This window comes from Aliisedimentitalea scapharcae (assembly GCF_045277565.1).
GTDB classification, from domain to species: domain Bacteria; phylum Pseudomonadota; class Alphaproteobacteria; order Rhodobacterales; family Rhodobacteraceae; genus Aliisedimentitalea; species Aliisedimentitalea scapharcae.
This window is the reverse complement of record NZ_CP123584.1, coordinates 1,706,893-1,722,378: the sequence shown is the minus strand read 5'-3', so window position 1 is coordinate 1,722,378 and position 15,486 is coordinate 1,706,893. Positions and strand designations below refer to the sequence as shown.

The 15,486-nt window shown below is 56.6% G+C and carries 17 protein-coding genes; 8 read left to right on the top strand and 9 right to left on the bottom strand.

The features are described from left to right. Positions 1 to 67: 67 nt before the first annotated feature. Complete coding sequence (locus QEZ52_RS08055) at positions 68 to 787, bottom strand: GntR family transcriptional regulator (RefSeq protein WP_406649254.1); 720 nt, start codon at positions 785 to 787, stop codon at positions 68 to 70. A 237-nt stretch (positions 788 to 1,024) separates the two neighbouring features. Between QEZ52_RS08055 and QEZ52_RS08050 the strand changes: the two genes are divergently transcribed. The 6 genes from QEZ52_RS08050 (at position 1,025) to QEZ52_RS08025 (ending at position 6,346) form a co-directional block, all read left to right on the top strand. After that, a complete protein-coding gene (locus tag QEZ52_RS08050; RefSeq protein ID WP_406649253.1) occupies positions 1,025 to 2,212 on the top strand; it encodes an ABC transporter substrate-binding protein in 1,188 nt (395 codons plus the stop codon). 84 nt (positions 2,213 to 2,296) lie between these two features. Further along, positions 2,297 to 3,166: a branched-chain amino acid ABC transporter permease gene (locus tag QEZ52_RS08045; RefSeq protein WP_406649252.1), complete on the top strand. Its 870-nt coding sequence runs from the start codon at positions 2,297 to 2,299 to the stop codon at positions 3,164 to 3,166. A 4-nt stretch (positions 3,167 to 3,170) separates the two neighbouring features. Continuing rightward, on the top strand, positions 3,171 to 4,151 hold the full coding sequence (locus tag QEZ52_RS08040) for a branched-chain amino acid ABC transporter permease (RefSeq protein ID WP_406649251.1): 981 nt from the start codon (positions 3,171 to 3,173) through the stop codon (positions 4,149 to 4,151). Beyond that, positions 4,148 to 4,930 carry an ABC transporter ATP-binding protein gene (locus QEZ52_RS08035; protein WP_406649250.1) on the top strand — a complete coding sequence of 261 codons (783 nt, stop codon included), beginning with the start codon at positions 4,148 to 4,150 and terminating at the stop codon, positions 4,928 to 4,930. Before QEZ52_RS08040 ends, QEZ52_RS08035 begins: the two co-directional genes overlap by 4 nt. Before the next feature lie 3 nt (positions 4,931 to 4,933). Beyond that, complete coding sequence (locus QEZ52_RS08030) at positions 4,934 to 5,656, top strand: ABC transporter ATP-binding protein (protein ID WP_406649249.1); 723 nt, start codon at positions 4,934 to 4,936, stop codon at positions 5,654 to 5,656. 6 nt (positions 5,657 to 5,662) lie between these two features. Beyond that, entirely contained in the window at positions 5,663 to 6,346 is a 684-nt protein-coding gene (locus tag QEZ52_RS08025; RefSeq protein WP_406649248.1) for an aspartate/glutamate racemase family protein, read from the top strand. Positions 6,347 to 6,576: 230 nt separating this feature from the next. On the opposite strand, the gene QEZ52_RS08020 is transcribed toward QEZ52_RS08025, so the two are convergent. The 4 genes from QEZ52_RS08020 to QEZ52_RS08005 all read right to left on the bottom strand — a co-directional run bounded on the left by QEZ52_RS08020 (position 6,577) and on the right by QEZ52_RS08005 (position 9,356). Further along, positions 6,577 to 6,990, bottom strand: a complete 414-nt coding sequence (locus QEZ52_RS08020) for a GFA family protein (RefSeq protein ID WP_406649247.1) — start codon at positions 6,988 to 6,990, stop codon at positions 6,577 to 6,579. 37 nt (positions 6,991 to 7,027) lie between these two features. Beyond that, positions 7,028 to 7,942 carry an AEC family transporter gene (locus QEZ52_RS08015; protein ID WP_406649246.1) on the bottom strand — a complete coding sequence of 305 codons (915 nt, stop codon included), beginning with the start codon at positions 7,940 to 7,942 and terminating at the stop codon, positions 7,028 to 7,030. Between the two features lie 64 nt (positions 7,943 to 8,006). Continuing rightward, complete coding sequence (locus QEZ52_RS08010; RefSeq protein WP_406649245.1) at positions 8,007 to 8,744, bottom strand: SDR family oxidoreductase; 738 nt, start codon at positions 8,742 to 8,744, stop codon at positions 8,007 to 8,009. Between the two features lie 9 nt (positions 8,745 to 8,753). Then, positions 8,754 to 9,356 carry a glutathione S-transferase family protein gene (locus QEZ52_RS08005; RefSeq protein WP_406649244.1) on the bottom strand — a complete coding sequence of 201 codons (603 nt, stop codon included), beginning with the start codon at positions 9,354 to 9,356 and terminating at the stop codon, positions 8,754 to 8,756. Positions 9,357 to 9,551: 195 nt separating this feature from the next. Here QEZ52_RS08005 and QEZ52_RS08000 point away from each other — a divergent pair, with 195 nt between their 5' ends. After that, the gene (locus tag QEZ52_RS08000) at positions 9,552 to 9,974 is read left to right on the top strand and encodes a winged helix-turn-helix transcriptional regulator (RefSeq protein ID WP_406649243.1); all 423 of its coding nucleotides are present in this window, start codon (positions 9,552 to 9,554) and stop codon (positions 9,972 to 9,974) included. Between the two features lie 100 nt (positions 9,975 to 10,074). On the opposite strand, the gene QEZ52_RS07995 is transcribed toward QEZ52_RS08000, so the two are convergent. From QEZ52_RS07995 to QEZ52_RS07985, 3 genes are all read right to left on the bottom strand, one after another. Then, on the bottom strand, positions 10,075 to 11,028 hold the full coding sequence (locus tag QEZ52_RS07995) for an alpha/beta hydrolase (protein ID WP_406649242.1): 954 nt from the start codon (positions 11,026 to 11,028) through the stop codon (positions 10,075 to 10,077). Between the two features lie 114 nt (positions 11,029 to 11,142). Next, positions 11,143 to 11,736 carry a helix-turn-helix domain-containing protein gene (locus QEZ52_RS07990; RefSeq protein ID WP_406649241.1) on the bottom strand — a complete coding sequence of 198 codons (594 nt, stop codon included), beginning with the start codon at positions 11,734 to 11,736 and terminating at the stop codon, positions 11,143 to 11,145. A 504-nt stretch (positions 11,737 to 12,240) separates the two neighbouring features. Beyond that, on the bottom strand, positions 12,241 to 12,783 hold the full coding sequence (locus tag QEZ52_RS07985; protein WP_406649240.1) for a YaeQ family protein: 543 nt from the start codon (positions 12,781 to 12,783) through the stop codon (positions 12,241 to 12,243). A gap of 398 nt (positions 12,784 to 13,181) precedes the next feature. Here QEZ52_RS07985 and QEZ52_RS07980 point away from each other — a divergent pair, with 398 nt between their 5' ends. Next, a complete protein-coding gene (locus tag QEZ52_RS07980; RefSeq protein ID WP_406649239.1) occupies positions 13,182 to 13,799 on the top strand; it encodes a sulfotransferase family protein in 618 nt (205 codons plus the stop codon). A gap of 578 nt (positions 13,800 to 14,377) precedes the next feature. Here the strand turns inward: QEZ52_RS07980 and QEZ52_RS07975 are convergent. Next, on the bottom strand, positions 14,378 to 15,385 hold the full coding sequence (locus QEZ52_RS07975; protein ID WP_406649238.1) for a helix-turn-helix domain-containing protein: 1,008 nt from the start codon (positions 15,383 to 15,385) through the stop codon (positions 14,378 to 14,380). Positions 15,386 to 15,486: the final 101 nt, after the last annotated feature.

Sequence of the window (15,486 nt, the reverse complement as noted above, 5' to 3'; positions counted from 1 at the left end):
GTTGCAAAGCCCGGTGTTGTTTATCTGCGCGCCAGGCGAAATGCCTGTGATCAACGCGAGAATACGATCAGGTGGATCCCAGAATATGGGCCAGATCGTCCTCTGGCTGGCGTCGTACATCCATATCCAAACCGTGTTGAATATGATTCAGATGCGAAATCAGCAGCTGTTCGGCCCGGTCCGGGTCCCGGGCCTCTATCGCTTCGAGTATTCTGATGTGTTCGTCATCCGGGCAAATGGCGTTTTCTGACGAACCGAACAGACCGACAATCAAAGACGTGCGTGTGACCAGCTCTCGCATCATGCGTGTGATAAAGTTGTTTCCGGTCGCTTGCGCGAGCTTTGTATGAAATTCACCGGACAGACGGATAATTTCGGTGCGTTCGTTTCCCTTGTGGGCATCATCCTCTAGCGCAATATGATCAGACAAAAGCGTCAGACTGGCCTTGCTCGCCTGCTGTGCCAGTTGCCGAACCAGCGGCGGCTCGATCAGCATCCGGGCCGCAAAAACATCGTTGGCTTCGGATTTGTCCGGACAGGCGACAAACGCACCACGATTCGACTGTAGGTCGATGATTCCCTGACTGGACAGCAACAAAAGCGCCCGACGAACCCGCATACGCCCCACACCAAAAGTCTCGCACAGGCGCGCTTCGCTCAGCTTCGTGTTCGGCGCCAACCGCTGTTCCATCACGGCCTTATAGATTCGCTCGACGATCAGATTTTCGTCCGGTTCAAATGAAATATCCTTTTCACCTGGGCCGGTTGGCTGAGATTTGGTGCTCACTCTGAAACCTTTCAACTACGTCTGGTTGGACGGCACCGGGGGCACCCGATACATCTAAACTTTAAGTCAGCCTTGCACCAAGTGCGAGAGCTTTTTGTCGACCACTTGTGCAAATTGTGTTGACAAAAATTGTTAACAATCGTGAAGTCGAGGCGCGGCATACGTGATGCGCCCATCAGATTTGCCGATCAATAACGGTGCCCAAGGCGCTGAAATCGAATTCAACGGGAGATGAAAATGCAACGTAGAACACTGATAAAGGCAGCGGTGACAGCTGTGGCACTCACAGCGGTCCAGGCCACGACAGTTGTTGCGGAAAATCCAGTCCTAAAAATCGGCTTTGTTGGCGTGACCAGCGGTCCTGCTGCGGCTTGGGGGATTTCAAACCAGCGTTCGATGGAGGCCCGCGCGGCCTGGTTGAACGAAACCGGTGGCTACACCATCGGCGGCACAACCTATGACATCGAAATCGTGTCATTTGACGATCAGAAAGACCCCAAACGCGCCATCGCCGGTATGGAAAAGATGGCCCAGGAAGGCATCCACTATGTGGTCGGCCCCAACGTCGATGACGGCGCGGCAGCCGTGCGCCCGGTGGCCGAGGCCAACGGCATCATGTATTTCCCCTATGCCTTCCCCAAATCGCTGTACACAGCGCCCGCATCCAACGCGGTTCTGGGCATGGTGGCGAATTACCAGTCTGGCCCCGCGATCTATAAGCACCTGATGGAAAACGAAGGCGTCAAAACCGTCGCCTTCATCGCAGCAAATGAATCCGACCCGCTGAGCCAGCGCGACGGCGGCGTTGCGGCGGCAAAGGCGCTGGGGTTGGAGGTGGTCTCTGACAATGTGACCTATCAGGTCGATACCACGGATTTCACCCCGGTTCTGACCCCGATCATGCGCACACGCCCCGATTTGTTGGTGCTGTCCGGGGTATCGCCTGCAAATGCGCCCCAGCTGATCCGCTCGGCGCGCGAGTTGGGTTTCCAAGGATTGATTTCCACCGAAACCGCGCAGGATGCCGGTGTTCTGGCCGAAGGGGCTGGGGATCTGGCCAATGGGTTCATTTCGGTCGGCGGTGCGTCCACGCCGGAACTGGCCTCGCCCATGATGAAAGAATTCGTCCAGCGTTACACAGATATGTTCGGCGAATATAACGATGAATCCAACACCAAGGTTTATGCCCTGGAATATATCCTGGAAACGCTCAAGGCGGATCCGGCGGCCATCAGTGATGTGGGGTCGTTCCAGACCACCATGGACACATTCGAGGCTCCCAACCCCTATATGAATGGCGACGCCAAGCTGCGCTATGTCGGGATGTCGTCCTTTGGTCAGCGCCGTCAGGTGGCTGTGCCGCTGGTGGTGAATGTCTATCGCGACGGTGCGTTTGAAACGCTGTTCGTTGCCGAAGTCGACTAAGACCAACTCCCCTTGCCAGGTTTTTCCTGAGCAGACTTTCCCGGGCCGTTCTGGCCCGGGGCTTTTCCAAGAAAGAAAGCCGTCATGGAACAGATATTGGCTAATGGTGTCTATCTGGGGTCCCAATACGCAATGATCGCGTTAGGTCTGACCCTGATTTTCGCCCTGATGAATGTCCTCAATTTTGCTCATGGCCAAATGTATGTGATCGGCGGTTTCGTCACCTATACATTCTATGGCCAGTGGGGTGTGCCGTTTGTGCTCGCCCTGATCATGTCCTGCGTCACCCTGGCCATTCTGGGCGCGCTGATCGAAAAACTCCTGTTTGCCCCTGTGATCAAGGCATCCGCCCGCGAGGAAAGCACGATGCTGCTGGCCGCCGGGATCGCCTTTCTGCTCGACGCGGTGATCCTGTTGGTGTTCGGAGAGAAACAACGTGGTGTCCCAAAGATCGTCGATGGCGTGTTCAACTATGATTTCCGCCTGATCATGCCCTATGACCGGATATTGATCTGTGTTCTGGCGATCCTGTCGATCGTCGCATTCATCGGGTTGATGCAATACACCAAAACCGGTCGCGCCCTGCGTGCGCTGGCCCAGGACCGCACGGCTGCCCAGTTGATGGGGGTGAATGTGGACCGCTATTCGATGATCGGCTTTGCGCTCGGCGCGATGCTGGCCGGGCTGGTCGGTGGCCTGCTGGTGACCATCACCGGCGTGAATCTGGGCATGGGCGGACCAACATCAATCAAGGCATTCATGATGGTGATGATCGGTGGAGCCGGCGTGATCTCCGGAGCGATCTGGGGGGGCATTATTCTGGGCTTCATGGAGGCTATCGGCCTGGCGGTTCTCTCGCAATATGGCGACATCACCTATCTGCTGATTTTCGTGTCGCTGATGATCTTTCTTGCCATCCGGCCTCAGGGCCTGATGGGCAAGCCGTGGGGTTGATCTGATGATGAAATTCTCTGCAAAACAACTGATTGGCGTCGGAGTGTTCCTGTTTGCCATCTTTGTCGGCGTGCCGTTGATCATCGGTGCTACGGGGCGCTGGGACTTTTACTTTACGCTCACGTCGGTCGCGCTTCTGGCCATCGCCAGCGCCGGGGTCTGGCTGACCTTCTACATCGGCCGCATCAACATCGGTCAGGGCGCATTTGCTCTGATCGGGGCCTATGTGTCGGCCATTCTGGTGGTCAAGGCCGGGTGGTCGTTCTGGATCTCGCTGCCAGCGGCTGGATTGTTCGCGGCCCTGGTCGCGGTGGTGATCGGCCTGCCGATCCTGCGGTTGCGCGGCGTCTATTTCGCGATGATCACCCTGGTCCTGACCCAGGTGGTGACGCTGACCGCGCTGGCGCTGCCCATCACCAATGGGGCCAAGGGGATTTCGTCGATCCCCCTGCCCGCGGGCATGTCAATCCTAGGTATCCCGCTGATCCCTGATTTCGCCGCCATGGCCAACACCAAACTTGCGTTCTACTACACGGCCTGCATTCTGATGATTACCACCTATGCCGCCCTTTATCGTCTGGTGAATTCACGGTTGGGCCACCTGTGCCGGTCCATGCAGCAGAACGAGGAACTGGCCAGCTCGATCGGTGTCAACATCTCATATATCCGCATCGTCGTCTTTGCCATATCCAGCTTCTTTGGCGGCATCGGCGGAGCAATGTTCGGGTCCATCGCCCAGTCGGTCTATCCTTCCAGCTTTCAGGTCGCGGACTCGGTAAATTTCATGCTCAACTGCTTTTTGGGTGGGCTGGGGTATGTCTTTGGTCCGATGCTGGGCACGCTGGTGCTCTACTTTGGCTGGGACCTTTTGTTCGAGCTCGGGAAGTACCAGATGCTGGTCTATTCGATCATCCTGATCGCGGTGATCCGTTTTCTCCCCAATGGGCTGCTCAGCCTGCGTATCGGCAAAGGGGGTGAAAAATGAGCGCTCTGCTACAGGTCAAAAACGTCACCAAAAAATACGGTGGCTTGACCGCAAACAACGACATCAACTTTGACGTTTCCGAAAACGAAATCCTGTCGGTGATCGGACCAAACGGGGCCGGGAAATCGACCTTGTTCAAGATGATCTCCTCGTTTACCCCCACCACAACAGGCGAGGTGCTGTATCGCGGCGAAAGGATTTCGAACCTGAAACCACACATCGTAGCGCGAAAAGGCATCGTTCGAACGTTCCAGGAAACCACGATCTTCAAAAGCATGACTGTGCGTGAAAGCGTGGTTGTGGCCCAGCATCTGCGCGCCAAGGCGTCGCTGGCCGGGTACTTCTGGGGGTCCAAAACCGCCAGGGAAGACGTTACTGCCTTTGGCCAATACGCCGACGAGCTGCTCGACTTTCTGGGCATGTCCGCGATCAGCAACGAACTGGCCAGCAACCTGCCGCAGGGCAATCTGCGCGCGTTGGGCATCGCCATCGGTCTGGCAACAGACCCCAAGGTTCTGCTTCTGGACGAACCTTTTGCAGGCATGAACCATGATGAAACCATGAACATGGTCGATCTGGTACGTTCGGTGCGTGACGAACGTGGCGTGACCATCATGCTGGTGGAACACGATATGCCCGCAGTCATGACGATTTCGGACCGGATCGTCGTGTTGAACTTTGGCGAAAAGATCGCCGAAGGCACACCGTCGGAAATCCAGAACAATGAAAAAGTCATCGAAGCCTATCTGGGCAGTGTCGATGATGAAATCGGGATGTAGGCCATGACAGCACTGTTGGATTTCAAAAACGTCGAGCTGTATTACGACCATGTCTATGCGCTGAAGGGGGTGTCGCTGACCGTCAACCAGGGCGAAACCGTTGCGTTGATCGGTGCCAATGGTGCCGGGAAATCGTCGATCCTGCGCGCCATTACCGGGCTGGCCAATCCGGTCAAAGGCTCTGTCACGTTCGAAGGCGACCGCGTGGATGGTGTCAATCCGTCCAGCATCGTCAAACGCGGCATTGCCATGGTGCCCGAAGGGCGGCGGGTGTTTCCATTCATGTCGGTCAAGGACAACCTGATGATGGGGGCCTTCACCCGCACCAACAAGGCCGACATCCAGACCACATTGGACAGCATTCTGACCCGGTTTCCGCGGCTCAAGGAACGCTACACACAGGCGGCTGGCACATTGTCGGGCGGCGAACAGCAGATGATGGTGATCGGGCGCGCCCTGATGGCCAAACCCAAGCTGTTGCTGCTGGATGAACCCAGCCTGGGGATAGCCCCCAAGCTGGTCCAGGACATTGCCCGTTCAATCGTTGCTATCAACCGCGACGAAGGGGTGTCCGTGCTGCTGGTGGAACAGAATTCGCGCATGGCGCTCAGCATTTCGCACCGCGCCTATGCCATGGCCACCGGCAATGTGGTGATCGAAGGCAAGTCCAAGGAATTGCTGCACGATGACCGGATCAAGGCAGCGTATTTGGGCGGCGAGGTCTGATCGGACATGAAAATCCTAGTCATTAACCCCAATACCACTGTCTCGATGACACAGAAGATTGCAGCTGCCGCGCGCTCTGTGGCGCGCGATGACACCGAAATCGTCGCCGCGAACTCGCAAAGCGGACCGGCCAGCATTCAGGGCTTTCTGGACGTCGCAACATGCGTTCCAGGTCTGCTGGATGAAGTCGCAAGACATCCGGATGTGGATGCGATCGTCATTGCCTGCTTTGATGATACCGGGTTGGATGCCGTGCGCTCTCTGGTTTCGGTTCCTGTCTTGGGTATCGGCGAGGCCGCCTATCACGCGGCGGGTATGGTCGCGACCAAATTCAGCGTCATCACCACCCTGTCCCGCTCGGTTCCGGGGCTGGAAAACAATCTGATGCGTTATGGCCTGTCCCGGAAATGTGTGCGCGTCAGGGCCACGGACATACCTGTGCTCAAACTCGAAGACGGTGATCCTGAAACCCTGCTCAAAATTCGCTCTGAAATCCGCCAGGCAATCGAACAGGACAACGCCGAAGCGATTGTTCTGGGGTGCGCGGGAATGGCCGATCTGATGGCGCAACTCAGTGTGGATTTTGGTTTGCCGGTTATCGACGGTGTTTCAGCGGCGGTGACATTTGCCGAAGCGTTGGTCAACAACAGGCTGACGACGTCCAAAATCGGGGCTTATTCCGCTGGATGATTGACCTGCGCCGGTTGCCACGGTGGTGCGACCACTTCAGGGGCCTGGCGCTGTGCATGAATTTTGGGCTGTGCAGGGCGCGGACAACACTCGCAGTGCGACGTCGCGCATTGATCTGCATGGTCGGGAGACCGTGAATTGGACCTGACCTTGCAGATCAATCCGCCCCAGCGTTCGAGGCGGAAGTGTTCCAAGTCTCGCAAAAATACCCATGCCGAGGGCTTGGGTTCCTATCGGGGCATCTCATCGGACTTTGGCAGGTTCGGATCCATAACGTCCCAAGGCTGCGCGCTCTTTACAAAGATGTCACGACTGGGCGCGTACCAACTCGGGTCGTCCAGGCTGCCTGCATAAATCACGATCGCTCCCTCGCCCGCGCCGTTAATCAGAAACAATGGCGAGCCGCATGTCGCACAAAAACCCCGGCGCATGGCATGTCCACGATCGGCTGGGCGTTCAAACCAGCTTGGCTCACCCTGCTCGATTTTGAAATCGGATTGCTTAACCAGAACCGCGGGGAAATAGGCACCACCGGTGGCCTGCTGACAATGGCGGCAATGACAATTGCCCATGTATCGAGCAGGACCTGAAGAGGTGTAGCGGATCGCACCGCAGGCACAGCCGCCTGAAAAACTATCTGTCATGTTTTCTCCTTGCTACAATTTTCATTTGTCTGCCGCGCTATAGCGCTGCTGCCAGTGTCACTGTGACCAACGATCCTATCGATGAATAAAGAATGGCACGGGCGATGGCGTCAACCCGCACGCCATAGTTCAGTGCCATCATAAAGGCCATGACCCCACAAGGCGCAGCTGCCACCATCATGGCCGGGTTGCGCTCCTCGGGTGCCAGTTGCAGAACGCCGGCAAAAATCGCCCAGGCGAGCAACGGGTGAACCACCAGCTTCACACCTGTGATGACCACCGGCAACATAGGTCGGGACCCGCTCACCTTCTGGCTCAGAATGACGCCAAGCGCAAACAACAGCACCGGCGACGCCGTGCCGCCCAGAAAGTCCGTGAAGACGTCAAAGCCCCTGGGCACTGACAAGCCCAGCACTCCGACAACAAGCCCAAGTGCCATGGCAACCAAGGGAGGATTGCGCGCGATCTTGCCAATTGTGTGCCCAAGAGAAGCACCCTTGGTCGCCAAAACATCCATCAGGATCAAAGACCCGCTGAAAATCAGCATCCCGTCCATGGAGATGATGGCGACAATCGGCGTAACTGCGCCTTCGCCAAACAGGGTGATCGCAATCGGCAGAACGAACAGGATGTGGTTGGTCAGCGCGATGGCCGATCCCAGAAGAGCAGCCTCCATGACATCTGCTTTGAAGATCCGCCGGGCGATCAGGAAACCGGCGGTATATATCAGCAATTCGGTAACAAAATACCCGCCGAGCATGACCAGGTTGAAGTCTCCCAGCGGGGCATTGGCCAGCAATCGAAACCCCAGTGCCGGCATCGCGACGAACATCACGAATTTATTCAGTGCCATGGCCATGTTGAAATCAAAAATGCCACGCAGACCAAAGACAAAGCCCAGCGCGCCAATCGCAAAGACTGGGAGCACCCCGTTCAGCAATTGATCGAACATTGCGTCGCTTTCTGTGGGTTTGGGAGAGCGCTGGCGCGCGCGGGGTCACACCCCCCGCCGGCGGTCACCATGTTTCAGCGTAGGGGCGGATATCCAGCTCGTGCGTCCAGCCATCGCGCTGTTGGTGATGCAGGGTCCAATAGGTTTCGGCAATGCTTTCGGGGTTCATAAGCGTGTCTGGTGGCAGGCTGACAGGGTCCTTGCCCGCCTGCTGCATCCGATCACGCACGAATTCGGTGTCGACGCCCGCATCAATGACAAGATGCGCCACATGGATGTTTTGCGGCCCCAATTCACGGGCCATCGATTGCGCCAGTCCCCGCAGCGCGAATTTACCCGAGGCAAAGGCGGCATATCCCGAACTGCCGCGAACCGACGCGGTTGCCCCAGTGAAAAAGATCGAGCCGCGTCGCCGCGCGACCATGTATTTCGCGGCTTCCCGCCCGGATAGAAACGCAGCATAGGCGCACATTTCCCAGACCTTGCGAAACACGCGTTCCGTCGTTTCGAGAATGGGAAACCGAACATTGCCACCGACATTGAAGATGCAGATGTCTATCGGTCCGATCTCATCCTCGACATGCGCGAACATCTCTGTAGCGGTCTCTTCCTGGCGCGCGTCCCAAGTAAAGCCCTGGGCGCTGCCCCCTGCCGCTTCGATCTCGGCAATAAGCGGGGCGAATTTTCCCCCGCGGCGGCGGCCCATCACGACGTGATAGCCACCACTGGCAAAACGCTTGGCAATGGCTGCGCCGATATAGTCCCCGGCACCGATGATCAGACAGATGGGTTTTGCGCTCATACCGTTAGCCTATACCGTTTCTGCCGCCTGAAAGGCGGGCCTGGCCTCGAGCCGGTCCGCATAGGCCGACAGGTTCGGCAGATGTGCAAAGTCTGCGCCCAAGCGCCGTGCCATGAGAACCGCGTGACCCGTTATCGTGTCTGCAATCGTGAACTCTCCGGCCAGAAATTCCCGACCTTCCATGTGCCGTTCGACGGCCGCAAGTGTGCGGTTCAAAAGCTTGAGTGCGCGTGCCGCGATCTCATCATTGCGCCGTTCAGGCGGCAACAGGATGGTTTCGACTACATAGGTGTTGATCGGCGGCATGATCATGCCCTCGGCATAGTGCAGCCATTGCAGGTATTCGGCAAAGTTCTGGGCCTCAGGGCCGGGCCCAAGGTCCGGGGCATATTTGGCTGCCAGATACTGCGCGATCGCGGTGCTCTCGGTGATCGTGACGTCCCCATCAACCAGCGTGGGAACACGGCCATTGGGGTTTATCGCCGTGTAGTCGGGGCCACGCATTTCTTTCTGGCCCAGCGTGAATTTCTCCAGCTCATAGGGCTGCCCGATTTCTTCGAGCAGCCAGACAGTGCGCACGGCACGCGATTGGGGTGCAAAATAGACTTTCATGACAGACCTCTCCGAGACCTGCTGGCCAAGTGCCAGCGTCGGGCAAAGCACTTGCAGGGCAGCCCTTTGGGATTTGTTTGACAATCAGGAGACTTCAACTTTAGAAACTAGTCAATTCAAAAAATGAAGTGACCATTCATGAGCCGCTCTGACCTTCCGTCACACTCCTGCACCATCGCACGCGCTGTTGCGCAGGTGGGCGATGAATGGACGCTTCTGATTGTGCGGGAAATGTTCCTGGGCACCCGGCGATTTGACGATTTCCTGCGCCTCACGGGCATGTCGTCCCACCTGCTGTCGCAGCGTTTGAAAAAACTGGAAGCGCAAGAGATCATCCAGCGTGCGCCCTATTCAGTCCGCCCGCCACGCCATGAATACCGCCTGACCGAGAAAGGGCGCGACTTGTGGACGCTCATCATCGCGCTGAAACAATGGGGTGATCGCTGGTTGAACGCCGAGGTTTCACCCGTGCTGATCGTCCACAAAACCTGCGGTCAAGTCGTAAGGCCACAAATGACCTGCCCCGACTGCGGCGAACCGATGGATGCCCACGACGCCGAGGCCAGGCTTTCCCACCCGTTTGAACAGGAACGGCACACCGCAAGGCGTGTGCCGTGAAACCGGCCAGAGGTCACGCCCAGGGACGATGAAACACGTCGCCTCGAGATTGCCGACAGCATGGCGACAATCCCCCTGGCCCGGCGCCTACCTGATCAGGTCAGCCGTCAAGGCCAATGCGGAAGTGTTCGGCCATGGTTTCAGCCGCTCGGGCGACGTCCTCGGGGTTGTCGTAGAAATCGAACTGGGTCACGTCTTCCAGCCACTGTGCCGTCGCATCACCGGCAAAGCCTGCAAGGAAGGTCTGCACGCCCTGCGGAATAGCGGCGCTCTCGGAATGCACAATGGAGAGCGGTTTGTCCAAGCGTTCTGGATTGTCGGCGGGGTGATATGTCAGCCAGCCTTCCCATCCTGCATTGTTCCACTTGTCGTCATATTCCGGGATCGCACCGCGGTCGGCTTCGTAGTAGTATCCACCGATTGGCATCAGAACGCCTTCGGCCCCCTCAGGACCAGCGGCAGGAATGATCTCACCACCTTTGGCTTCAGCAACGTGAGAGACTTCGATCAGGCCAGCAACGCCTTGCGCGCCACAATAGACCGCTTCGACGATCTCTTTGTTTTGCAGCCACGGCGCCACCAGACCAAGGCGCTGCACCAGCGGATTGCCGGAAACGGCATCGACCATGTAGCCGGCGGACGCACAGATCCCCAAACCGTTGATGTGATCGACGTCGACTTCGGGCAGGGTTGCGACAAACTCAAACGCAGCCTTGATGTCCGAGGTTTTGGCTTCGGGGCTTTCCACAAAGCGCAAGCTGTTCGGCAGGTCGCCAGATTTGCCCCACCCCCGGAAATCGAAGGTGAAGGCAGCAAAGCCACGTTCGGCCATCTCGCGGGCATAGTTCGCGGGCATTTGCTCTTGAACGGACGTCCAGGCACCGGTCACGACGACGGTAGGTAGCAGCGCGTCGTTACGCTCTTCTGGCAGATATAAGGTGCCGGACAGGATGGCACCTTCGTTCTCGAAGGTTACGGTACGGGTCTCGACCTGAGCAATGGCGGCCGTGGACGCCATGAGAGCTGCGGCGGCTGTAACGGAAAGCTTTTTCATTGGGGTATCTCCTCGTGGTGATCTGGGTGGGCTCGAAGCCCGATAACCAATGAGATACGCGGTGGCCGACAGGATTAATTGCACCTGCCCGCCTAAGTTTTGAAGGATTCTGCTTTAGGTCTTTTGAGTGGCCCGATGCGCGCGCGGGGTCCGTCCTGTAAGCTGTTTGAAGCTGCGGGTAAAATGCGCCTGATCCGAGAATCCGCAGGCCAGAGCGATATCCCCAAGCGGTCGCGTGGCGTCTTCCATCATCTTGATGGACTGCTCGATGCGATATGCCATGACGAACTGCATTGGAGTTGTTCCCAGTGTTTCCTTAAAGACGCGAGCGAAATGGGAGGGGCTCATGCCGGTCTCCTTTGCCAGCTCTTCAACGGAAATCGTTTGATCCAGCCGACTTTGTACATGGGATAACACAGCCTGGTAGTGCTGTGATGTGAAGCGGGCCGAGAGCTCCACCTCTTCCGGGCGACGTTTGCCATAGCGCTGTAGCAGCTTGACGAGAAACACACGGCTCATTGCCTCGAACATCACGGCAGACGAAATGTCGTCATCTTCCAGTGCGTCGCGCAGGATGACCCCTGCTGCGCAGAGATCGGCGTCGGTGAATTGGGGCAGATCGCAGAGCTGTTGTGGATCGAGCAGTATCCCCAGTTGGGATTGCGCAAATCGTGCGATCTTGCTCGGATCAAGCGTGACGACAATCACATCAGATGGCGCAAACCAGCGCCAGCCTGACCGCATGCCAGCAGGAGTAACGACAATTTCATCTTGGTGGAACGTGAAATCACGCAGCTTTCCATCGCGCCAGTTTTGGACACGGTGCGGGTTGTCTTAAAGGTTCAAGAGCACGTGGTGCTCGGCAAAAACATCCTCCGGCATACTGTCGGGTTCGGCTCGAAAATACCGGACAGACATCAACGCCGCCGCTGACGGGTGATCCAACACATCGCTGTTCAGCAATGGCTCAGATGGATAGATATCTGCATATCTTCGGGCAAACTGAACTCCAAGCCTCACAAATCGGATGTCGCCACTGAGAAGTATAGGTATCATTCCCTGGCTGTGCAGCATTTTTGATTTGGGCTCGACGTAGACATGAGCGGCATGGGGCACGAATGACCGTCAAGAGCCGTCCGCGTTGAGCAAGCTGGTTGCGACCCCAAATGATGGCATCATCCGGAAGTAGAGCAGATGCTTAATCTCCCGTGCCTACACTGCATTTTTCCATTTGGTCTGGGTCACGTACACGATGCTATCATCAACACTGACCATCACATCGCCATCCTGAATATTGACCTGCAGCTTCATCGAGCGACTTGCAAGGTTTCCCAAGTCACTGGTATCCGTCTCTGAAAAATTGACAATCTGAAGGTTATTAAACCGGGTGGTGCTGTTTTTGATTTTTTCCCACCACACCTCGGCCGTCCTGCCATAACTATAGACAATCACCTCTTTGGCTTTACCACAAGATTGACGCACGATCTTCTCGCTTGGGAGCCCCAACGCCACCCACAATTCAAGCTCGCCACTCAGGCTTTTGAGCCAAATGTCAGGCTCATCATCAGTTGACAGGCCCTTCGTAAGTTCCAATTGTTCATGGGCATTCAGTGCAAAAGCGAGAAGACGCACCATCAGCCGTTCATCCGTCTCCGAAGGATGTTTGGCAACGGTCAGCTTGTGGATTTCATAATAATGACGATCCATATCGGAAACGGAAAGCTCGACTTTATAAATGGTGGCTTTTTGCGCCATGATTTTTCCCGGAATAGCGAAGATGAGTGTGTTTAGAGTGCAGCGTGGCTTTGTGAAAGCGGAAAGCGATTGGCATCGTCTGGCGATGTGCACCCCCCTCCGACGACCTTAGAGCCATCACGTCTTTAAGTGGGCACGCATGGCTGGACTGGGGAAGCCGCAGCGCAGCGTTCAACGAGCCGGGCAACGGCAGATTTGGGCCGTCCGTATCGCTGGCGTTTGGCCCATGCTGCAACCGATCCAATGGCAGCAGAGAGCCCTGGTTGCCCTCAAAACCGGCGATAGCCTATCGCTGCTGCCGCGCCCCGTGGGAAAACTTTGACACCGAGACCTGAGCGGCGTCTATTGAGGCAGCCAGTCGGCCCAATTTCAAGGCACCAACAGGTTTGGAGATTTTCATGACACTAAACGTTATTGGAACTGGATTTGGCAGGACTGGCACCGATTCAATGCGCACCGCTTTGAACATTCTTGGCGTCGGGCCTACGCACCATATGTTCGAGCTTGAAGAGGGGACGCCACTAAGGCAGCCGTGGCTTGATCTTGCCAAAGGTGCCGAGCCGGACTGGGAATTGCTGTTTACAGGCTATCACGCCTGCGTCGACTGGCCTTCTGCTCATTACTGGCGGACTTTGATAGATGAATATCCCGATGCGAAAGTGCTGCTGACGCTGCGTTCGGCGGAAAGCTGGTGGACCAGTTTTGAGGCAACGCTTTTGAAACACTTCCAAAGTGGTGATGATCCGGACGGGCTAGGTGTACTGTTGGTCGCTGAGCAGGTTTTTGGCGGGCGTCCAGACGACCGGGGTCACGCCATTGCGACCTATAACCGGAACACAGAAGAGGTTATCGAGACTGTCGACCCAGAGCGGCTGTTGGTTCATAATCTTGGCGACGGGTGGGATCCGCTGTGCAACTGGTTGGGGATTTCTGTCCCCGAGATCAGTTATCCGATGGGAAACACCACCAAGGACTTGAATAAGCGCCTGACTGACAAACACATTGGCCGTTCATAGGTCTGCGTCCCGCGATTTAGCGAATTGACGGAACGTGTGACGACTGTCTTGGCCATTGGTTCCAATAATTCATGATTACCCACGAGAGCACCTGTGACCTGAAACTCGACGCGCGGCCCACGGCCAGACTACGGGTAAATGCGCATTTGCACCAAAACCATTCAATGGCAGCTATTGTCCCGCGCTACGGCCCCTCACCCTTCGAAAATGCGGCACGATTCGTGAATGGCCAATCTCGGGAAGCCGCAACGCGGCACCGGCGCTACTGATGGACGGCGGGCGTGGGCCGAGCGCGTGACTTTGCAAAGTCCGCTTCTACACACAGCAGCTATTGACGGCCAGAACAGCATCCAAGGCGTGGGTCGGTGCGGCTGCTCGCGGCCCGGACCGGACCTCGAAAACCTCCCAAGATGCTGCGGTGCAGCCCGTCATTGCTGCCAATCGTGCAGAGCGCAGCATTTTGGCCAGTGAAACGCCGGTCAGCGGGCATTTCCACCGTTCGAATAAGAGCAACCGATTTCAGTGGCCGTCATGGGCTGTGCTGCTGTAGCGATAGGCGGATCAACTAATATCTGTTCTTATGATTTGCCGACTCGGAATTGCGTCGGTGTCATTCCCATCTGGGAGCGGAAGAAGCGTGTGAAATGCGCCTTGTCCGAGTACCCCAGTGAAGCGCCGATGTTTGCCACGGTTTGCGTAGGGTCCATTAAGTATTCCTTGGCCACGTCGATCTTCAGGCGTTTGATTTCGCGCGGCAATGTTGTGCCATTATGTTTCAGTGCATTGATGAGTAAGTCAGGGTCGATGCCGAGCAGACTGGCAACCGATGCAGGCTTCAGAACTGTCTCGTCCAGTTTGTCTCGCAGAGCAGATCGCAAGGCGGCAACCACTGAAACATCCTGCTCCGACGACACCGGTTGTGCGCTAGCGAAACGTGATCCGATTGCGACGTCCTTGTGAAGCCAAGCCGTCGGAAAGCTGATCTCCATACCTGGGTCGGGTCCGACCCGGGTTTCTATGCCGCTGTAGCCTAGTGGTACGCCGAGAAGATAACGACTTTCCCAGGCTACCACCGAAGGATCCCAGTTTGGGCCTGTAACCGATTGCAGCAGGCGGACGTAAACGGCAGCACCAAAGCCCGTGACTTGAAGTGGCTGGACCGACGGCTCTTGCTGTCGCGCAATACGATAAATCGCCCTGTCAGCCTCAACGATGAGACTGTGAAGAACAGAGCTGGATTCCTGCGGCACCAAGCGCACGAAATCGGCGAAGAACTTGAACAGAGTTGATGGTCCCTGAAGCGCATTGGTAAACGGAGGCCAAGATTGGAGGTCAAAAGTTTCACCGACATGGATACCAAGGTATTTGTCGCCAGACAGTTCCGACAGCTTGTTTAACAAACCAAAAACCAGCTCGGCGTGGACATAGACTTTGGCGTCGCGCATCAGGTCTTCACTCACACCAAATTCCTCCAGCGCCGGGTGTGGGTCAATGTCGCGAGCGTTCAGATAGTCCAAAAAAGGCAGCACCAGCGCCAAGCGAATAAAACCTTCCTGATGGGCCTGCGAATTGGTTGTGTGCGGCATGGGCGACTCCTTGGCCCAGCATACGCCTTAATTTCCTCAGCGGTTGCCATTTTTAGTTTCAGAATCGTGTTTTTGATCGAAAAGTGGCCACCGATCCTTCA

Bases quoted from the DNA above. Each gene is read 5' to 3' on its own strand.
- QEZ52_RS08050 (WP_406649253.1), top strand. From the start codon at position 1,025: ATGCAACGTAGAACACTGATAAAGGCAGCGGTGACAGCTGTGGCACTC.
- QEZ52_RS08045 (WP_406649252.1), top strand. From the start codon at position 2,297: ATGGAACAGATATTGGCTAATGGTGTCTATCTGGGGTCCCAATACGCA.
- QEZ52_RS08040 (WP_406649251.1), top strand. From the start codon at position 3,171: ATGATGAAATTCTCTGCAAAACAACTGATTGGCGTCGGAGTGTTCCTG.
- QEZ52_RS08035 (WP_406649250.1), top strand. From the start codon at position 4,148: ATGAGCGCTCTGCTACAGGTCAAAAACGTCACCAAAAAATACGGTGGC.
- QEZ52_RS08030 (WP_406649249.1), top strand. From the start codon at position 4,934: ATGACAGCACTGTTGGATTTCAAAAACGTCGAGCTGTATTACGACCAT.
- QEZ52_RS08025 (WP_406649248.1), top strand. From the start codon at position 5,663: ATGAAAATCCTAGTCATTAACCCCAATACCACTGTCTCGATGACACAG.
- QEZ52_RS08020 (WP_406649247.1), bottom strand. From the start codon at position 6,990: ATGACAGATAGTTTTTCAGGCGGCTGTGCCTGCGGTGCGATCCGCTAC.
- QEZ52_RS08015 (WP_406649246.1), bottom strand. From the start codon at position 7,942: ATGTTCGATCAATTGCTGAACGGGGTGCTCCCAGTCTTTGCGATTGGC.
- QEZ52_RS08010 (WP_406649245.1), bottom strand. From the start codon at position 8,744: ATGAGCGCAAAACCCATCTGTCTGATCATCGGTGCCGGGGACTATATC.
- QEZ52_RS08005 (WP_406649244.1), bottom strand. From the start codon at position 9,356: ATGAAAGTCTATTTTGCACCCCAATCGCGTGCCGTGCGCACTGTCTGG.
- QEZ52_RS07995 (WP_406649242.1), bottom strand. From the start codon at position 11,028: ATGAAAAAGCTTTCCGTTACAGCCGCCGCAGCTCTCATGGCGTCCACG.
- QEZ52_RS07985 (WP_406649240.1), bottom strand. From the start codon at position 12,783: ATGGCGCAAAAAGCCACCATTTATAAAGTCGAGCTTTCCGTTTCCGAT.
- QEZ52_RS07980 (WP_406649239.1), top strand. From the start codon at position 13,182: ATGACACTAAACGTTATTGGAACTGGATTTGGCAGGACTGGCACCGAT.
- QEZ52_RS07975 (WP_406649238.1), bottom strand. From the start codon at position 15,385: ATGCCGCACACAACCAATTCGCAGGCCCATCAGGAAGGTTTTATTCGC.